The 16,737-nt window shown below is 37.6% G+C and carries 16 protein-coding genes; all 16 read left to right on the forward strand.

The window, feature by feature from the left end; translation table 11 throughout:
- The first annotated feature begins 1 nt into the window (after position 1).
- Entirely contained in the window at positions 2-1,120 is a 1,119-nt protein-coding gene (locus tag ACTWQM_RS08175; protein WP_443257689.1) for a BMP family lipoprotein, read from the forward strand.
- 155 nt (positions 1,121-1,275) lie between these two features.
- Positions 1,276-2,814 carry an ABC transporter ATP-binding protein gene (locus ACTWQM_RS08180; protein ID WP_443257690.1) on the forward strand — a complete coding sequence of 513 codons (1,539 nt, stop codon included), beginning with the start codon at positions 1,276-1,278 and terminating at the stop codon, positions 2,812-2,814.
- Positions 2,801-3,847: an ABC transporter permease gene (locus ACTWQM_RS08185; RefSeq protein WP_443257691.1), complete on the forward strand. Its 1,047-nt coding sequence runs from the start codon at positions 2,801-2,803 to the stop codon at positions 3,845-3,847. The genes ACTWQM_RS08180 and ACTWQM_RS08185 overlap by 14 nt, the downstream gene beginning before the upstream one ends.
- Complete coding sequence (locus ACTWQM_RS08190) at positions 3,848-4,807, forward strand: ABC transporter permease (protein WP_443257692.1); 960 nt, start codon at positions 3,848-3,850, stop codon at positions 4,805-4,807.
- Between the two features lie 128 nt (positions 4,808-4,935).
- On the forward strand, positions 4,936-6,228 hold the full coding sequence (yfmF, locus tag ACTWQM_RS08195) for an EF-P 5-aminopentanol modification-associated protein YfmF (protein ID WP_443257693.1): 1,293 nt from the start codon (positions 4,936-4,938) through the stop codon (positions 6,226-6,228).
- Positions 6,221-7,504 (forward strand): EF-P 5-aminopentanol modification-associated protein YfmH, encoded by a 1,284-nt coding sequence (yfmH, locus tag ACTWQM_RS08200; protein WP_443257694.1) that lies wholly within the window; start codon positions 6,221-6,223, stop codon positions 7,502-7,504. The genes yfmF and yfmH overlap by 8 nt, the downstream gene beginning before the upstream one ends.
- Positions 7,505-7,512: 8 nt before the next feature.
- Positions 7,513-8,229, forward strand: a complete 717-nt coding sequence (gene ymfI / locus ACTWQM_RS08205) for an elongation factor P 5-aminopentanone reductase (protein WP_443257695.1) — start codon at positions 7,513-7,515, stop codon at positions 8,227-8,229.
- Positions 8,230-8,304: 75 nt separating this feature from the next.
- Complete coding sequence (locus tag ACTWQM_RS08210) at positions 8,305-8,565, forward strand: DUF3243 domain-containing protein (protein ID WP_443257696.1); 261 nt, start codon at positions 8,305-8,307, stop codon at positions 8,563-8,565.
- Between the two features lie 186 nt (positions 8,566-8,751).
- Positions 8,752-9,543, forward strand: coding sequence for a YmfK family protein (locus ACTWQM_RS08215; RefSeq protein WP_443257697.1), 792 nt, complete (start codon positions 8,752-8,754; stop codon positions 9,541-9,543).
- 37 nt (positions 9,544-9,580) lie between these two features.
- Positions 9,581-10,525: a helix-turn-helix domain-containing protein gene (locus tag ACTWQM_RS08220; protein WP_443257698.1), complete on the forward strand. Its 945-nt coding sequence runs from the start codon at positions 9,581-9,583 to the stop codon at positions 10,523-10,525.
- A gap of 65 nt (positions 10,526-10,590) precedes the next feature.
- A complete protein-coding gene (gene pgsA, locus ACTWQM_RS08225) occupies positions 10,591-11,169 on the forward strand; it encodes a CDP-diacylglycerol--glycerol-3-phosphate 3-phosphatidyltransferase (protein WP_443257699.1) in 579 nt (192 codons plus the stop codon).
- Positions 11,166-12,413, forward strand: coding sequence for a competence/damage-inducible protein A (locus tag ACTWQM_RS08230; RefSeq protein WP_443257700.1), 1,248 nt, complete (start codon positions 11,166-11,168; stop codon positions 12,411-12,413). The genes pgsA and ACTWQM_RS08230 overlap by 4 nt, the downstream gene beginning before the upstream one ends.
- 176 nt (positions 12,414-12,589) lie before the next feature.
- Entirely contained in the window at positions 12,590-13,609 is a 1,020-nt protein-coding gene (recA, locus tag ACTWQM_RS08235) for a recombinase RecA (protein WP_443257701.1), read from the forward strand.
- 261 nt (positions 13,610-13,870) lie between these two features.
- Positions 13,871-15,430 (forward strand): ribonuclease Y, encoded by a 1,560-nt coding sequence (gene rny / locus ACTWQM_RS08240; protein WP_443257703.1) that lies wholly within the window; start codon positions 13,871-13,873, stop codon positions 15,428-15,430.
- Between the two features lie 114 nt (positions 15,431-15,544).
- Positions 15,545-16,342 carry a TIGR00282 family metallophosphoesterase gene (locus ACTWQM_RS08245; RefSeq protein WP_443257704.1) on the forward strand — a complete coding sequence of 266 codons (798 nt, stop codon included), beginning with the start codon at positions 15,545-15,547 and terminating at the stop codon, positions 16,340-16,342.
- A 106-nt stretch (positions 16,343-16,448) separates the two neighbouring features.
- Positions 16,449-16,709: a stage V sporulation protein S gene (locus ACTWQM_RS08250; protein ID WP_092492876.1), complete on the forward strand. Its 261-nt coding sequence runs from the start codon at positions 16,449-16,451 to the stop codon at positions 16,707-16,709.
- Positions 16,710-16,737 lie beyond the last annotated feature (28 nt).

The following is a 16,737-nucleotide window of genomic DNA, read 5'->3' on the forward strand; positions in this document are numbered from 1 at the left end:
TTTGAAAAATCGTAAATTTATTTTACTAGCTGCAATGTTGATGACGATTGGTATGATTCTTGCTGCATGTGGTGGCGGATCTGACGAGGGAAATACCGATAGTGATAGCGGCTCTGATGGTGGAGATAGTTCAGCAAGTGAGGAAACAACTGACTTTTCCGCTGCAATGGTAACAGACGTTGGTGGTGTCGATGATAAATCATTTAACCAGTCAGCATGGGAAGGTTTAAAAGCATGGGGAGAAGAGCATGGCCTATCAAAAGGTGAAGGATATGATTACGCACAATCAAATGATAAAGCTGATTACATGCCAAACCTTACACGTCTTGTAAAAGCAGATTATAACCTGATTTTTGGTATTGGTTTTAAACTGAAAGAAGGTATTACAAAAGTAGCTGGTCAGTATCCAGATACAAAATTTGCAATTGTTGATGACGTTGTAGAAGAGCCAAATGTTGCTAGTCTGACATTTAAAGAACATCAAGGTTCATTTTTGGTTGGTGTTGCTGCTGCCAAAAAGACAAAAACAAATAAAGTAGGATTTGTTGGTGGAGTCGATTCTCCATTAATTAATAAATTTGAATCTGGTTTCAGAGCAGGTGTTAAATCAGTAAACGCTGATATAGAGGTTGAAGTTCAGTATGCAGAATCATTCGCTGCTGCTGACAAAGGTAAATTAATTGCTTCAAATATGTATAATAACGATATTGATGTTATTTATCATGCATCAGGCGCTACAGGTAATGGTGTATTTGCACAAGCCAAAGACATTAAGCAGAATAATCCTGAACGTGAAATCTGGGTAATTGGTGTTGACCGTGACCAATATGAAGAAGGACAAATTGGTGATCATAATGTAACCCTTACTTCAATGGTTAAACGTGTGGATATTGCAGTCCAGGACATTTCTAACCAGGCAATGAATGGTGAATTTCCAGGCGGGGAAAATGTGCAGTACGGCTTGGAAGATGGCGGCGTTAGTGCAGCCAAAACAAATGAAGAAGCATTAACTGAGGATATTGTTTCAGCTATTGAAGATTGGAAAGAAAAAATCGTAAATGGCGAAGTGGAAGTTCCTCAAACACGTGAAGAAACTGAGAAATTCATTGAATCTTTATAATTGGATGCTTAAAAAGGCTGGATAAACCAGCCTTTTTTATCCTTACATTTTATTTCGAAAGTCCTCAAATGAAGAGATAATCTTCCAGCCCTTTTCATTTGGTGATATTTCAATAGAATAAATAACGTTACAGCTTTATAAAGGAGTGAAATCATTTGGATTATGTTATTGAAATGCTTAATATACGGAAGGAATTTCCTGGTGTTGTTGCAAATGATGACATTACAATACAAGTTAAGAAACAGGAAATACATGCATTGTTAGGGGAAAATGGTGCTGGAAAATCTACATTAATGAATGTTTTATTTGGATTGTACCAGCCAGAAAAGGGTGAAATACGTGTTAACGGTAAGAAGGTGAACATTACTGACCCTAATATTGCCAATGAACTTGGAATTGGTATGGTGCATCAGCACTTTATGTTAGTTGATACATATACAGTAACAGAAAATATAATACTGGGCAGTGAGCCAACAAGTAGTGGGAAAATTAACCTGAAGCAGGCAGAACAAGAAATAAAGGAGCTTTCTGACCGGTATGGACTTAATGTAGACCCAACTGCAAAAATTCGTGATATTTCAGTTGGTATGCAGCAGCGTGTGGAAATTTTAAAAACACTGTATCGTGGAGCTAATGTTCTGATTTTAGATGAACCAACAGCGGTTTTAACACCACAGGAAATTAAAGAGCTTATTGAAATTATGAACTCATTAATTAGAGAAGGGAAATCTATAATACTGATAACACATAAACTAAAAGAAATTATGCAGGTTTGTGATCGTTGTACAGTTATTCGAAAAGGAAAAGGGATTGATACCGTTAATGTAGGTGATACAAACGTTACTGAATTAGCATCCCTTATGGTGGGAAGAGAAATCAGCTTTAAGACTGATAAAGAAGAAGCAAACCCGAAAGAAAATGTTTTGAGCATTTCAAATCTATATGTTGAGGACGCCCGTAAAGTTAACCTTGTTAAAGGTTTGAACCTTGATGTTCGTGCAGGAGAGATTGTTGGTATAGCTGGTGTTGACGGAAATGGGCAAACAGAATTGATTGAGGCAATTACTGGTTTGAGAAAAGCACAGTCCGGGTCAATTACCATCAACAAAAAAAACATAATGAATCTTAAACCACGAAAAGTAACAGAAAGTGGTATTGGACATATACCACAGGACCGTCAAAAATACGGTTTGGTATTGGACTTTCCAATTGGTGAAAATATGGTGTTACAAACGTATTATCAAAAACCATACTCCAAAAATAAAATATTAAATTTTAAAGAGATTAGTAAAAAGGCTAAGGACTTAATCGACGAATATGATGTTCGAACGCCGAATGAATTCACCAAAGCCAGGGCACTATCCGGGGGAAATCAGCAAAAGGCTATCATTGCCCGTGAAGTCGACCGATCACCTGATTTATTAATTGCTGCACAGCCTACCAGAGGTCTTGATGTGGGGGCAATTGAATTTATTCACAAAAAATTAATTGAGGAACGTGATAAAGGGAAAGCGGTACTTTTAGTTTCTTTTGAACTTGATGAAATATTTGATGTGAGCGATCGGATTGCTGTTATGTTTGATGGTCAAATTGTTGCAAACGTTAAACCTGCAGAAACGAATGAACAAGAACTTGGGTTACTAATGGCGGGTAGTAACAAAGACGAGGCAGGTGAAACAAATGATATCGAATAGATTATTTAATATATTAATTCCGGTAATTTCTGTTTTGCTCGGTTTGATAGCTGGAGCAATTATCATGCTAGCTTCAGGTTATAACCCAATTACAGGATACAGCGCATTATGGGCAGGTGCCTTTGGTGACTTATATTATATGGGTGAAACAGTAAGGCAGGTTACACCATATATTTTAACTGGACTGGCTGTAGCATTCGCCTTCCGTACGGGCCTATTTAATATTGGTGCAGAAGGACAGGTTATTGTAGGATGGCTTGCAGCAGTCTGGGTTGGTTTGGCTATTGATGCTCCAATGATTGTCCATTTGCCACTGGCGGTATTAGCTGCCGCAGCTGCAGGTGCACTTTGGGGCTTTGTTCCAGGTATTTTAAAAGCAAAGCTTGGTGTACATGAAGTAATTGTTACGATTATGATGAACTATATCGCATTATACGTTACAAATGAAGTCATTAGGAGTATTTTAACGGATAATTTGAGTTCAACTGAAAATATTCCTGCGTCAGCATCGCTCGCATCAGAATGGCTTCAGGGTTTAACTTACTTTTCAAGGATGCATTATGGAATATTAATTGCCCTTTTTGCGGCAATCGTAATGTGGTTTATTATTCAACGAACTTCAGTTGGATATGAACTGAAATCTGTTGGATTTAATCAGCATGCATCGAAATACGCTGGTATGAATGTAAGTAAAAATATTGTTCTGTCTATGGTAATTGCCGGAGCTTTTGCAGGCTTGGCAGGGGCTATGGAAGGATTAGGTACATATGGATCTGTCTCTGTTATGTCTGGTTTTACTAATCTTGGTTTCGATGGTATAGCTGTCGCATTATTAGGTGCGAATACCGCTATTGGTGTTGTTTTTGCCGCCATATTGTTTGGTGCATTGAAGGTCGGGGCAATAAATATGCCGACCGCTTCTGGTGTTCCTACAGAACTTGTTGATATTATTATTGCATTAATCATCTTCTTTGTAGCATCAAGTTATATTATTAGATGGGCAATACTTCGCTTTAAAAAGGAGGAGAAATAAATGGGGCTTGTAGATCTGTTACAATCAATTATTCCGCCCGCACTTTTCTTTTCAGCGCCTCTGATATTTACGGCGTTAGGTGGAGTATTCAGTGAACGTTCAGGTGTTGTTAATATTGGGTTAGAAGGTTTAATGGTCATGGGTGCATTTGTCGGTATTGTATTTAATTTGACATTTGCTGATGTGCTAGGCGCATGGACACCATGGGTTTCAATATTAGTTGCTATGGTTGTTTCGGCTATTTTTGCAATAATCCACGCCGTTGCATCTGTCTCATTTAGGGCTGATCAAGTTGTAAGTGGTGTAGCTATTAACTTTTTAGCGTTAGGATTAGGCGTCTTTTTAACGAAACAATGGTATGGAAAAGGTCAAACGGATATGGTGACAGAACCTTTCTATACAAATGATATTGCGTTTTTAAGTGATATACCCGTACTAGGACCAATCTTTTTTCAAGACATATACCTTACCTCATATATCGCAATAGCATTAGCATTTGTGGCCTGGTACATTTTATATAAAACACCATTTGGTCTCCGGTTGCGTGCTGTTGGGGAACACCCAATGGCAGCTGACACAAATGGAATAAACGTTTATAAAATGCGCTATATTGCTGTTATTCTTTCCGGTGCATTTGGTGGATTGGGTGGCTCCGTCTTCGCATTAACAATCGCATTAAACTTTTCGCATGCGACAATTGTTGGTCAAGGGTTTATGTCTTTGGCAGCTGTTATTTTTGGAAAATGGCATCCGCTTGGTGCAATGGGTGCAGCTTTATTCTTTGGTTTTGCACAGAGTCTAAGTGTTATAAGTGCAGGAATTCCACTGCTGGAAGATGTTCCACAAGTATTCTTGTTGATTGCACCATATGTATTAACAATTTTAGCACTAGCTGGCTTTATCGGCCGGGCAGAAGCGCCAAAAGCAAATGGAGTACCATACATTAAAGGAAGCAGATAAATAGTGAAAAACCTGGGTTGTTATTATATTAATAGCAACCCAGGTTTTTTTGCTATAAAATAACAATTATAGGAGCACACTAAGAGTAGAATAATTTTCAAACAATACATATCCCGGGAGGGTCACGAATGGATACAATGGTTGAAGATGTGACACATGAAAATGGTGTAAACCTGCATGTTGTCCCAAGTAAAAAATTTAAGACAGTGACGATTACAGCTAAGCTAAAAGCTCCATTGTCAAGGGAGACAATAACAAAACGTGCTTTACTTCCATATGTTTTACAACAAGGAACGAAATCCTTTCCAAGCAGGAGTGACATACAATCAAAACTTGACAGCTTATACGGTGCAGTCCTTTCGATGGGGGGAGGAAAAAAAGGAAACGATCATATTCTGAGTATTCGTATGGAAGTGGCAAACCAAAAGTTTATTAAGGATGAATCCGCTATATTAGATGAGGCAATGGCACTACTAAAAGAGGTTATCTTTCATCCAAACAGTGAGAATGAAGCCTTTAAGCAATCTATCATAGATAGGGAAAAAGATACATTAAAACAGAAGATGAGCGCTATAATTGATGATAAAATGAGTTATGCCAATATGAAGCTAATTGATAAAATGTGTGAAGATGAACGATATAAACTGCATGTTCACGGGTATGAAGAAGATTTGGAATCAATTACTGCTGAAAATCTTTTTGCATATCATCAAACTGTATTGCAGGAAGATCAGCTGGATATTTATGTATTAGGTGATTTTGATTCTGCAACAGTAAAAGAAAAAATACGTTCAACATTCCAACGAAATGAATATCAAGTTGCACCTAATAAAAAGGAAGATGCGTCCAAAGAATTGAAGCAGCAGCCGAATACTGTCATAGAAAAGCAGGATATTCAGCAAGCAAAGCTGCATTTTGGCTATCGAACTCACAGTACTTATCAGGACGATGATTATTTTGCGCTGCAAGTATTCAATGGTTTATTTGGCGGGTTCCCCAGTTCCAAATTATTTATCAATGTCAGGGAAAAAAATAGTCTTGCCTATTATGCAGCATCAAGATTTGAAAGTCACAAGGGACTATTATTTGTGTTTAGTGGTATAGCTCCCAATGATTACGAAAAAGCAAGAGAAATTATTGAACTGCAGATGGATGCAATGAAAAAGGGTGATTTTTCAGCAGAAGAGATGGATAATACAAAGGAACTAATCATTAATCAGCTGCTTGAAACCATGGACAGCGCACAAGGTATGATTGAGTTATTGTACCAGCAGGTTGTTGCAGGGACTGAAAGACCACCGCAGACATTAATTGAGGGTATTAAACAGGTATCAACAGAAAATGTAATTGAAGTAGCGAATAAAATTGAACTGGATACGATTTATTTATTGACTGGCAAGGGAGGAGAATCAGATGAATAAGTTAACATATGCAAATATTGATGAAACAATTTATACAAATCAGTTGAAAAATGGATTAACTGTCTTTTTACTTCCAAAGCCCGAGATGTCAAAAACGTATGGTGTCTTTTCCACTAACTATGGATCGATTGACCAAACATTTGTGCCGATAAATGGTAGTGAAGAGATTACAGTCCCCGAAGGTGTCGCACACTTTCTGGAACACAAGATGTTTGAAAAAGAAGATCGGGATGTATTTGCAGATTTCAGTAAACAAGGTGCGTCACCAAATGCTTATACATCATTTACTAAGACGGCATACTTATTTGCCGCTACAAATTTTATTGAAAAAAATGTTGAAACATTACTTAATTTTGTTCAGGATCCTTACTTTTCAGAGGGATCGGTAGAAAAAGAAAAAGGAATCATCGCTCAGGAAATTGAAATGTATAATGACCAGCCCGATTGGCAGTCTTTCACCGGGACACTCAGGAGTATGTTCCAAAATCATCCTGTTAAGATTGATATTGCAGGTACAGTAGACTCCATTAACTCCATTACAAAGGATGATTTATATACGTGTTATAATACGTTTTATCACCCTGAGAATATGACACTGTTTATTGCGGGTAACTTTGATGCAGATAGTATGATGAATTTAATTCAAAGTAACCAGGACTCCAAAGACTTTGCTAAATTGGATACTATTCAACGGGAGTTTCCCGAGGAACCAAAAGGGGTTGCAATGAAAGAGAATAAGATTGTGATGCCAGTCTCGATTGCAAAATGTACTGTAGGTATTAAAGAATCATCAGGAGAACTAAATAAACAGGAGTTTCTGGAAAAAGATTTGCTCCAGAGTATGATTATAGACTTTTACTTTTCAAAAAGTGGTCCTTTTTATAAAAAGTTATACGAAGAGAAGCTTATCGACAGCAGTTTCTCATTTGAAACAAATTTAGAAAAAAACTTTGGCTATTCTTTTATTGGCAGTAATACAGATAATCCTGACCAATTTGCGGGGAGGGTTCAGGAGTTATTAAAATCAACTTATGATGCTACGTTTACAGCTGAAGAAGTTGATCGTATGAAGAAGAAAAAAATTGGACAGCTATTACGTGCGATGAATTCACTTGAATTTATTGCGAATAAATATATCCATTACCATACGATGGGAATCGATTTATTTGAGTTGATACCATCTATTCAATCATTGACGGTAGATCAGTTCAATTCATTTGTGCGGGATTGGATACAGGATGATCGTATAGCTGTTTGTAAAATTGTTAGCGAGTAGGGGATTATATGGGGAAAAACGTATTACTGATTGGAGCTAGCGGCGATATTGGTGGTGCAATTGCTAAAGCACTTGCTAGCGAAGGCTACAACCTTTTATTGCATTATCACAAGAATAAACAAGCAATCGACAGATACCGATTAAATCTTAATGAAGAATTGATATTAACCGAAATTCAAGCTGATCTTAGTGTGGAAGCAGAAGTTAGGAGATTATTAACACAGCTCGTTTTCCCTGTTGATGCCGTTATATTTGCTAGTGGCAAGGCTCATTATGGATTGTTCCAGGATACAGATGAAAACGTTATGGACGAGATGCTTAATTTACATGTAAAAACGCCTTGGCTGATTACAAAGCATTTATTGCCTGCGATGATCCAGAATAAGCAAGGAAAGATTATCTTTATTACATCCATTTGGGGTGAAATTGGTGCAAGTAACGAAGTAATGTATTCATCACTAAAAGGTGCCCAGAATAGTTTTGTGAAATCGCTGGCTAAAGAGGTCGCACCCTCAGGGATATCTGTGAATGCTGTAAGTCCTGGATTTATTGACACAAAAATGAATAACCATTTACTGCCTGCTGAAAAAGAAAACATAACAAATGATATACCAAACAATCGGGCTGGAACAACGGATGATGTTGCCAATGTAATCCTTTTCTTAATGAATGAAAAATCAAGTTATATTCAAGGAGAAATTATCAATGTAACCGGTGGCTGGTAATCCTCAATAGTTATGTATAAACTTGCTAAAAAATCAAATACTAATCATGTAAAAAATTGAAGGAGGCAGATTTGTATGTCCGTTCTGGATAATTTTGATTCATGGAAAGGTTTTTTAGCGAATAAACTGGAGCAAGCAGAGTCGCAGGGTATGAGTCAGCAGGCCGTATCGAATATGGCATACGAAGTTGGTGACTACTTAGCTAAAGGTACTGAAGCTAAGAATAATGAAGAAGCAGTGCTAAGAGAACTTTGGAATGCAGCGGATACGGATGAAAGACATGCATTAGCTAACACAATGGTAAAACTCGTACAGAATCAGGGAAATACAAATTAATATTATCTATATAAATAGAGAAGCTGTTGACTAATACATGCAGCTTCTTTATTTTTTCCCATACGGAAATGCATAATCTTCTTTTCACGGAACTTAAAATCCTTTATTATAGTTATATAGATATATTGCAATAATATGTTTGTTTCGTTACCATTAATACAGCATATATATATAAAGGGGCTTATTATGGAAAAGACAGAATGGTACCTTGAATATGAGATTCAATATAATCGCCCTGGATTACTGGGTGATATTTCTTCCTTGTTAGGGATGCTCTCTATTAATATTATATCTATAAATGGTGTAGAGAATTCAAGAAGGGGTATGTTATTACTTTCAAGGGAAGACGAGCAAATCACTCGATTGAAGTCAATTTTACAAACGATGGACATGATAGAGGTAAAAAAATTACGTAAACCGAAACTTCGTGATAAACTTGCTGTAAGACATGGACGATACATACATAGTGATGCCGATGATCGAAAAACGTTTCGTTTCGTCCGTGCTGATTTAGGTGTATTAGTTGACTTTATGGCAGAGTTATACAAAAAGGAAGGACATAAATTAATTGGAATTCGTGGCATGCCGCGTGTAGGCAAAACGGAATCGATTGTTGCTGCAAGCGTTTGTGCAAATAAACGTTGGTTATTTGTATCAAGTACTTTGTTAAAGCAAACCATCCGAAGTCAATTAATTCAGGATGAGTATAATAATGATAATTTGTACATTATTGATGGTATTGTCTCGACTAGGCGTGCTAATGAAAAGCACTGGCAGCTTATTCGTGAGATAATGCAGCTTCCTGCCATTAAAGTTGTAGAGCATCCTGATATGTTCGTACAAACGACAGAATATAAATTAGACGACTTTGATTATATTATTGAATTACGCAGCAGTGAAGACGAAGAAATTACATACGAAACAGTTGAGCAGAATCAATTCAGTCAGGATAATGGCTTTTCGATGTTTGATTTCTAGCAGTAAGAAAAGTATATATTCTTTTCTTATTGCATAAGTGCAACTAAAAATGGATGGTGTTATTATGGAGATAGGAGCAAGACTAAAAGAAGCTAGAGAAGAAAAACAGATATCGTTGGAAAGTTTACAGGAAACAACTAAAATTCAAAAAAGATATCTGGAAGCAATTGAACAAGGGAATTTCCATATTTTACCAGGTAAATTTTATGCTCGGGCATTTATTAAGGAATATGCCAATGCGGTTGGTTTGGATTCAGCCGAGCTACTGGAAGAGTATAAAGATGAAATACCGAAGACCGAAGCAGAGAATTCTACCCAATATACCCAAATTCACCGGTCACGTAAGGACAATAATCCAACGAAAAGTTCACCATTCTTCTCATTTATTCCAACTATTATTGTCGTTCTTTTAGTGATAGGTATTGTTTTTGCAGCGTGGTATTTCTATCAGCAAACCTTGTCTGATGACAGTTCAGAACCTGTAGACCCACAAAATAATGGTGATGAGGTTACTTACCCTGCCGAAAACGATCAAGAAAATGAACAAGCAGAAGATGATAACTCTGATACAACAAGTGAGGAAAACAACAACGATGATACAGAACAGCCAGAAGGACCAGAGCAACCACAACCAAAATTAACGGTAGTTGAAGAAGGTACTGGATCCACACCTGAATCTACACTTGCTCTGGATAATGCAAATGATAATGTAACGGCGACATTAGAGACATCTGCCGAATCATGGCTTGAAGTGGAGAACGGTGATGGTAAATCTTTATTTTCAGGGATGTTCACTGCTGATGATTCTCCGCTTGAACTAGATCTTTCTGAAGCAGAGCGCGTCTGGTTTAGAGTTGGGTCTGCACCTGATTTGTCGATTACGATTGATGGTGTAGAGGTTAATTATCCGGTTGATGAAAATGAATATATGCTTCAAAATCTTTGGATAAATATTAACAAAGCAAGTGCACAATCAAATTAGTAATAGCCATTCTATTTTACCCCCTCCTTATATGGAGGGGGTTTATACCGTAGGAGGAAATAGTTGTGAATATACCAAATAAAATCACGCTCTCACGTATATTTTTAATCCCAATTTTCATTATTCTATTAAGTGTTCCATTCAACTGGGGTGTATGGAACATTGGCGAGTCATCTCTCCCTGTATCACATCTTGCTGCGGCGATTCTGTTTATCGTAGCTTCAACAACTGACTGGGTGGATGGCTATTACGCCAGAAAGTATAATTTAGTTACTAATTTAGGGAAGTTTTTAGATCCACTGGCAGATAAACTACTTGTAGCCACTGCACTTATTTTACTTGTTGAACTAGGACTGGCACCTGCATGGGTTACGATTATAATTATTAGTAGAGAATTTGCAATTACTGGTCTGCGTTTGGTAGCTGCTGGTGAGGGAGTAGTCTTAGCAGCGGGTAGCATGGGGAAATTAAAAACAGTAACTCAAATGGTTGCGATTGCGGCATTACTGCTTCATAATTTTCCATTTTCATATATAGGATTACCTTTTGCTACTATAATGTTGTATGTAGCCTTGTTCTTTACAATTTTATCAGGTTATGATTATTTTGTTAAAAATTGGCATGTAATGAGGGATTCAAAATGACGAAACAGTTTCGAACAGAAATTATTGCAGTAGGTACGGAGCTATTATTGGGACAGATTGCCAACACAAACGCTCAGTGGATGTCGGAAAAACTGGCAACGATAGGAATGAATGTATTTCATCATTCGGTTGTGGGAGATAATCTGCAAAGAGTGAGGGAACAGTTTCAGCATTCAAAGAGCCGGGCAGATATTATAATTGTTACTGGTGGATTAGGTCCGACAGAGGATGATTTAACTAGAGAAGCTTTTCAGAAAATCGCCAAAAGGGATATAATTGAACACCGACCATCAATGGAGAAAATAGAGGCATACTTTAGGAAACAGAGAACTAAAATGACAGTGAATAATCGAAAACAAGCTCGCGTATTTACTGGTGCTGACGTAATTGAAAATACCGTGGGGATGGCACCAGGAATGATTGTATCTGAAGATGATACAACGTGGATTTTTTTGCCTGGTGTACCAAGAGAAATGAAACAGATGATGTTGGATAAGGTAATGCCGTATCTTCAGCAACTAACAGGAGAAAGCTCCGTTATTAAATCCACAATGCTGCGATTTATAGGCATTGGTGAGTCACAGCTTGAGGATGAACTTAGTGATATTATTCAAAATCAAAGTAATCCCACGATTGCTCCTTTGGCACAAAGTGAAGGTATAGCTATAAGGCTAACTGCTAAGGCGAACACCCAAGAAGAGGCTTTAAGTTTAATCAGCAATACAAAGCTGCAAATTCATGCCAAAGTAGGAGACTACATCTATGGAGCCGATGAGCAATCAATAGAGGAGAACGTGTTTAACTTGTTAAAAGCTCAAAATAAATACATAGGTGCTGCTGAAAGCTTAACAGGAGGTATGTTTACTGACAAACTTATAGCTGTTGAGAGCGCCTCTGAAGTATGCCGTGGCGGGCTTGTTTGTTATGATACAAACGTTAAAGAAAATGTATTGCATGTTTTGCCTGAAACGATTAGGCAGCATGGAACAGTCAGTGAAGAATGTGCGCTGGAAATGTCCAGAAATATATGTGCGCTATTAGAGTCAGATATAGGAATTAGTTTTACGGGTGTTGCTGGTCCGGATAGTGTTGAAGGTCATCCTGCTGGAACTGTTTTTATTGCTATCGATAACGGTTCTAAAGAAAGAACTGCAAAGAAATTTACATTCCAGGGTGACCGGCAAACAATACGAAAAAAAGCTACTTTAAAAGGATTTGAACTTTTATATAATTTGTTGAAATAGTATTTTGGGATCATGAATTTACTGGGAAATTGTATTTTCAGAGTCTTATAATCTAATAAATATTATTTCTCACGTTATAAAAACCTCTGAAAATGAGAACATTTATTCGTTCTTTTCTTGGCAAAACATGAAAAACAAGGTATGATGTAGATAGTTAATTAAAGGAGGTAAGCTCGTTGGGAGATAAAAAACAAGCTTTAGATATGGCGCTAAAACAAATTGAAAAACAATTCGGTAAAGGTTCTGTTATGAAATTAGGTGAACAGGCTGAAAAAAAGATTGAAACAATTCCAAGTGGTTCACTGGCACTGGATGTATCCTTGGGAATTGGTGGATATCCAAGGGGGCGTGTGGTAGAAATATATGGACCAGAATCTTCTGGTAAAACAACTGTAGCTCTACATGCAATTGCTGAAGCACAACGTAAGGGTGGACATGCGGCGTTTATAGATGCCGAGCATGCACTTGACCCGACTTATGCACGTGCATTAGGTGTAGACACTGACGAATTATTATTATCTCAGCCAGATACTGGTGAACAAGCTCTGGAAATTGCTGAGGCACTTGTTCGCAGTGGCGCTGTAGATATAGTTGTCGTTGACTCGGTTGCTGCTTTAGTTCCCAAAGCGGAAATTGAAGGCGAAATGGGAGATGCACATGTGGGCTTGCAGGCACGCCTTATGTCGCAAGCACTAAGAAAACTATCAGGTGCAATTAATAAATCAAAGACAACAGCTATATTCATTAACCAAATCAGAGAAAAAGTTGGGGTTATGTTTGGTAATCCGGAAACAACTCCTGGCGGTCGCGCACTTAAATTCTATGCATCTGTTAGATTGGAAGTTCGCCGTGCGGAGACATTAAAACAGGGAAATGATATGGTTGGTAATAAAACACGTATTAAAGTGGTTAAGAATAAAGTAGCTCCACCTTTCAAGAAGGCAGAGGTCGACATTATGTATGGGGAAGGGATATCCAAAGAGGGAGAAATAATAGATGTTGGATCTGACCTTGATATCGTTCAAAAAAGTGGTGCATGGTATTCCTATAATGGAGATCGGCTTGGACAAGGCCGGGAAAATGCAAAAGAATATCTGAAGGCTAATGAGAATGTCATGAAAGAGTTACATGGAATGATCCGTCAACATTATAATTTAGATGAACAGCCAGAAGAAAAAGAAGAAAAAGAAGAATAAGAAGAAAAGGGACAGGAAAGTTTAGATGTCTAAGAATATTTAACTGAAAAATCCTTTGCTGGTAATTACTGGCAAGGGATTTAGTAATTTGACCGGATTGATAATTGTTACGATTCCTTGACATTGTCTATACGGACAATTACAATTAAATTGTATAATTTTATATTTTTATTATACAAATTTACTTATTTATTATTGAACATTGTACATGCCGACAATAATGAATTGTTGTACAACTTATAGCAATAGGAGGTGAACCCCATGGACAGTCCCTTAATCATCTCCATTTTGCTTGCCGTAATCGTCGGTATTGTTGTTGGTTATCTGATTCGTAAATCTATTGCAGAAGCTAAAATTTCCAGTGCTGAAAATTTAGCTAAACAAATAGTAGATGAAGCACATCGAAATGCAGATGCCTCTAAAAAAGAGGCACTTCTTGAGGCGAAGGATGAAAATCATAAACTTCGTCAGCAGACAGAAGATGACTTACGTGAACGTCGAACAGAAGTACAAAAGCAAGAAAATCGTCTGATGCAAAAAGAAGAAAATCTGGACAGAAAAAGTGAAACGCTGGATAAGCGAGAGCTCTTGTTAGAGAATAAAGAACAATCACTAACAGAAAAACAACAACAAATTGAAGAAATGGAAAGCAAAGTGGAAGCTTTAATTCAGGAGCAGCAAACGGAGCTTGAACGCATTTCAGGGTATACAACTGATCAGGCAAGACAGATTATTTTAGAGCGAGTTGAACAAGAGGTTAGTCATGAATCAGCATTAATGATAAAAGAAGCTGAAAATCGTGCGAAAGAAGAAGCTGACAAGAAAGCTAAAAGTATTCTTTCATTAGCCTTACAGCGTTGCGCCGCAGACCATGTTGCAGAAACCACTGTATCTGTTGTAAATCTTCCTAATGACGAAATGAAAGGTCGAATTATTGGTCGTGAGGGCCGAAATATTCGGACTTTAGAAACGCTTACCGGTATCGATTTAATTATTGATGATACGCCGGAAGCAGTAATTCTGTCAGGTTTTGATCCAATACGTCGAGAGACAGCTCGTATGGCTCTAGAGAAACTCGTACAAGACGGTAGAATACACCCTGCAAGAATAGAAGAAATGGTGGATAAAGCCAGACGTGAGGTAGATGAATATATACGGGAAATTGGAGAGGAAACAACGTTTGAAGTTGGAGTACACGGACTACATCCGGATTTAGTTAAAATACTTGGTCGCCTAAAATATCGTACAAGCTATGGTCAAAATGTGTTGAAGCATTCTACAGAGGTAGCGTACCTTTCCGGACTGCTTGCTGCTGAGTTAGGTGAAGATGAAACACTTGCAAAAAGAGCTGGCTTACTTCATGACATTGGTAAAGCTATTGATCATGAAGTAGAGGGAAGCCATGTTGAAATTGGGAAAGAACTAGGAATCAAGTACAAGGAACATGAAGTTGTCATTAATTCGATTGCTTCTCACCATGGTGATGAAGAAGCTACTTCCATTATTTCTGTTTTGGTTGCTGCAGCAGACGCACTATCCGCTGCACGTCCTGGAGCAAGAAGTGAAACATTGGAAAATTACATCAAGCGTCTCGAGAAGCTTGAAGAAATATCAGAGTCGTTTACAGGTGTAGAAAAGTCGTTTGCTATTCAGGCAGGTAGAGAAATTAGAATTATGGTTAAGCCTGATGAAATTGATGACATTGATTCAGTAAAAATCGCACGGGATATTCGTAAGCGAATTGAAGGCGAATTAGATTACCCAGGTCATATTAAAGTAACTGTTATCAGAGAAACTAGAGCAGTTGAATATGCAAAATAATGACCAATAAGAGGAACTAGATTAATAAAAGCGGCCAACTGGTCGCTTTTATTTTTGCTTTACAGTATAATTTGACTGTGAAATATACTATTACCCGTTAGGATGAGAAAAATTATGAAAATAATGTTTATAGGTGATGTAGCAGGATCTCCAGGAAGAGATATGGTTCAGAATTATTTACCTAAATTAAAGGAAAAACACCGTCCGCATATAACTATTATTAACGGAGAAAACGCCGCATCCGGAAAAGGGATTACCGAAAAGATTTATAAGCAATTTCTTGAATGGGGGGCTCAGGTAATCACAATGGGGAATCATACTTGGGATAAAAAAGAAATATTTGAATTTATAGATGACGCCAAGAACATGGTGCGCCCGGCAAACTTCCCAGAAGGCACACCTGGAAAAGGACTTACGTTCGTAAATTTAAATGGAAATGAAATTGCTGTAATCAACATGCAAGGTCGCACCTTTTTACCTGCAATTGATGATCCTTTTCGTAAAATGGATGAACTAATTGAAGAAGCAGAAAAACGTACAAGCATTATTTTTGTCGATTTTCATGCAGAAGCTACGAGTGAAAAACAAGCAATGGGGTGGTACCTGGATGGTCGAGTCAGTGCTGTTGTTGGTACACATACACACACGCAAACAGCTGATGAACGTATTTTACCACAAGGGACAGCATATATTACTGATGTTGGGATGACTGGTCCCTATGATTCGATCTTAGGTATGGAACGAGAAGCAGTTATGAAGAAGTTCCTTACAAGTTTACCGGTACGTTTTGAAATTGACACAACGGGAAGAAGTCAGTTAAATGGTTTTTTAGTTACCATAAATGATAAAACTGGAATGGCTACCCATGTTGAACGCATTTTAATAAATGATGATCATCCTTTCTTTGGTTGATTATTTGAATGTTTAGAATTATTGATGCATAATAAGGTAATAAGCTATCATCTCCAAGAATATAGTAGCAATAGAACTACAATAGTAATTGAAGGAGGTACTAGTAATGGAAGTATTAAAGGTTTCAGCAAAATCAAATCCAAATTCAGTAGCGGGTGCACTTGCGAATGTCCTACGAGAACGTGGAACAGCGGAAATGCAGGCGATTGGTGCAGGCGCCTTAAACCAGTCTGTAAAAGCGGTAGCAATTGCCAGAGGATTTGTAGCGCCTAGTGGAGTTGATTTAATTTGTATTCCGGCTTTTACTGATATTATGATTGATGAGGAAGAACGGACAGCAATTAAACTGATTGTAGAACCCAGATAATTTATTAAATGAAATATTAAGTGTTGCG

The sequence above is a fragment of the Virgibacillus sp. L01 genome (assembly GCF_052246775.1).
Lineage (GTDB): Bacteria > Bacillota > Bacilli > Bacillales > Amphibacillaceae > Lentibacillus.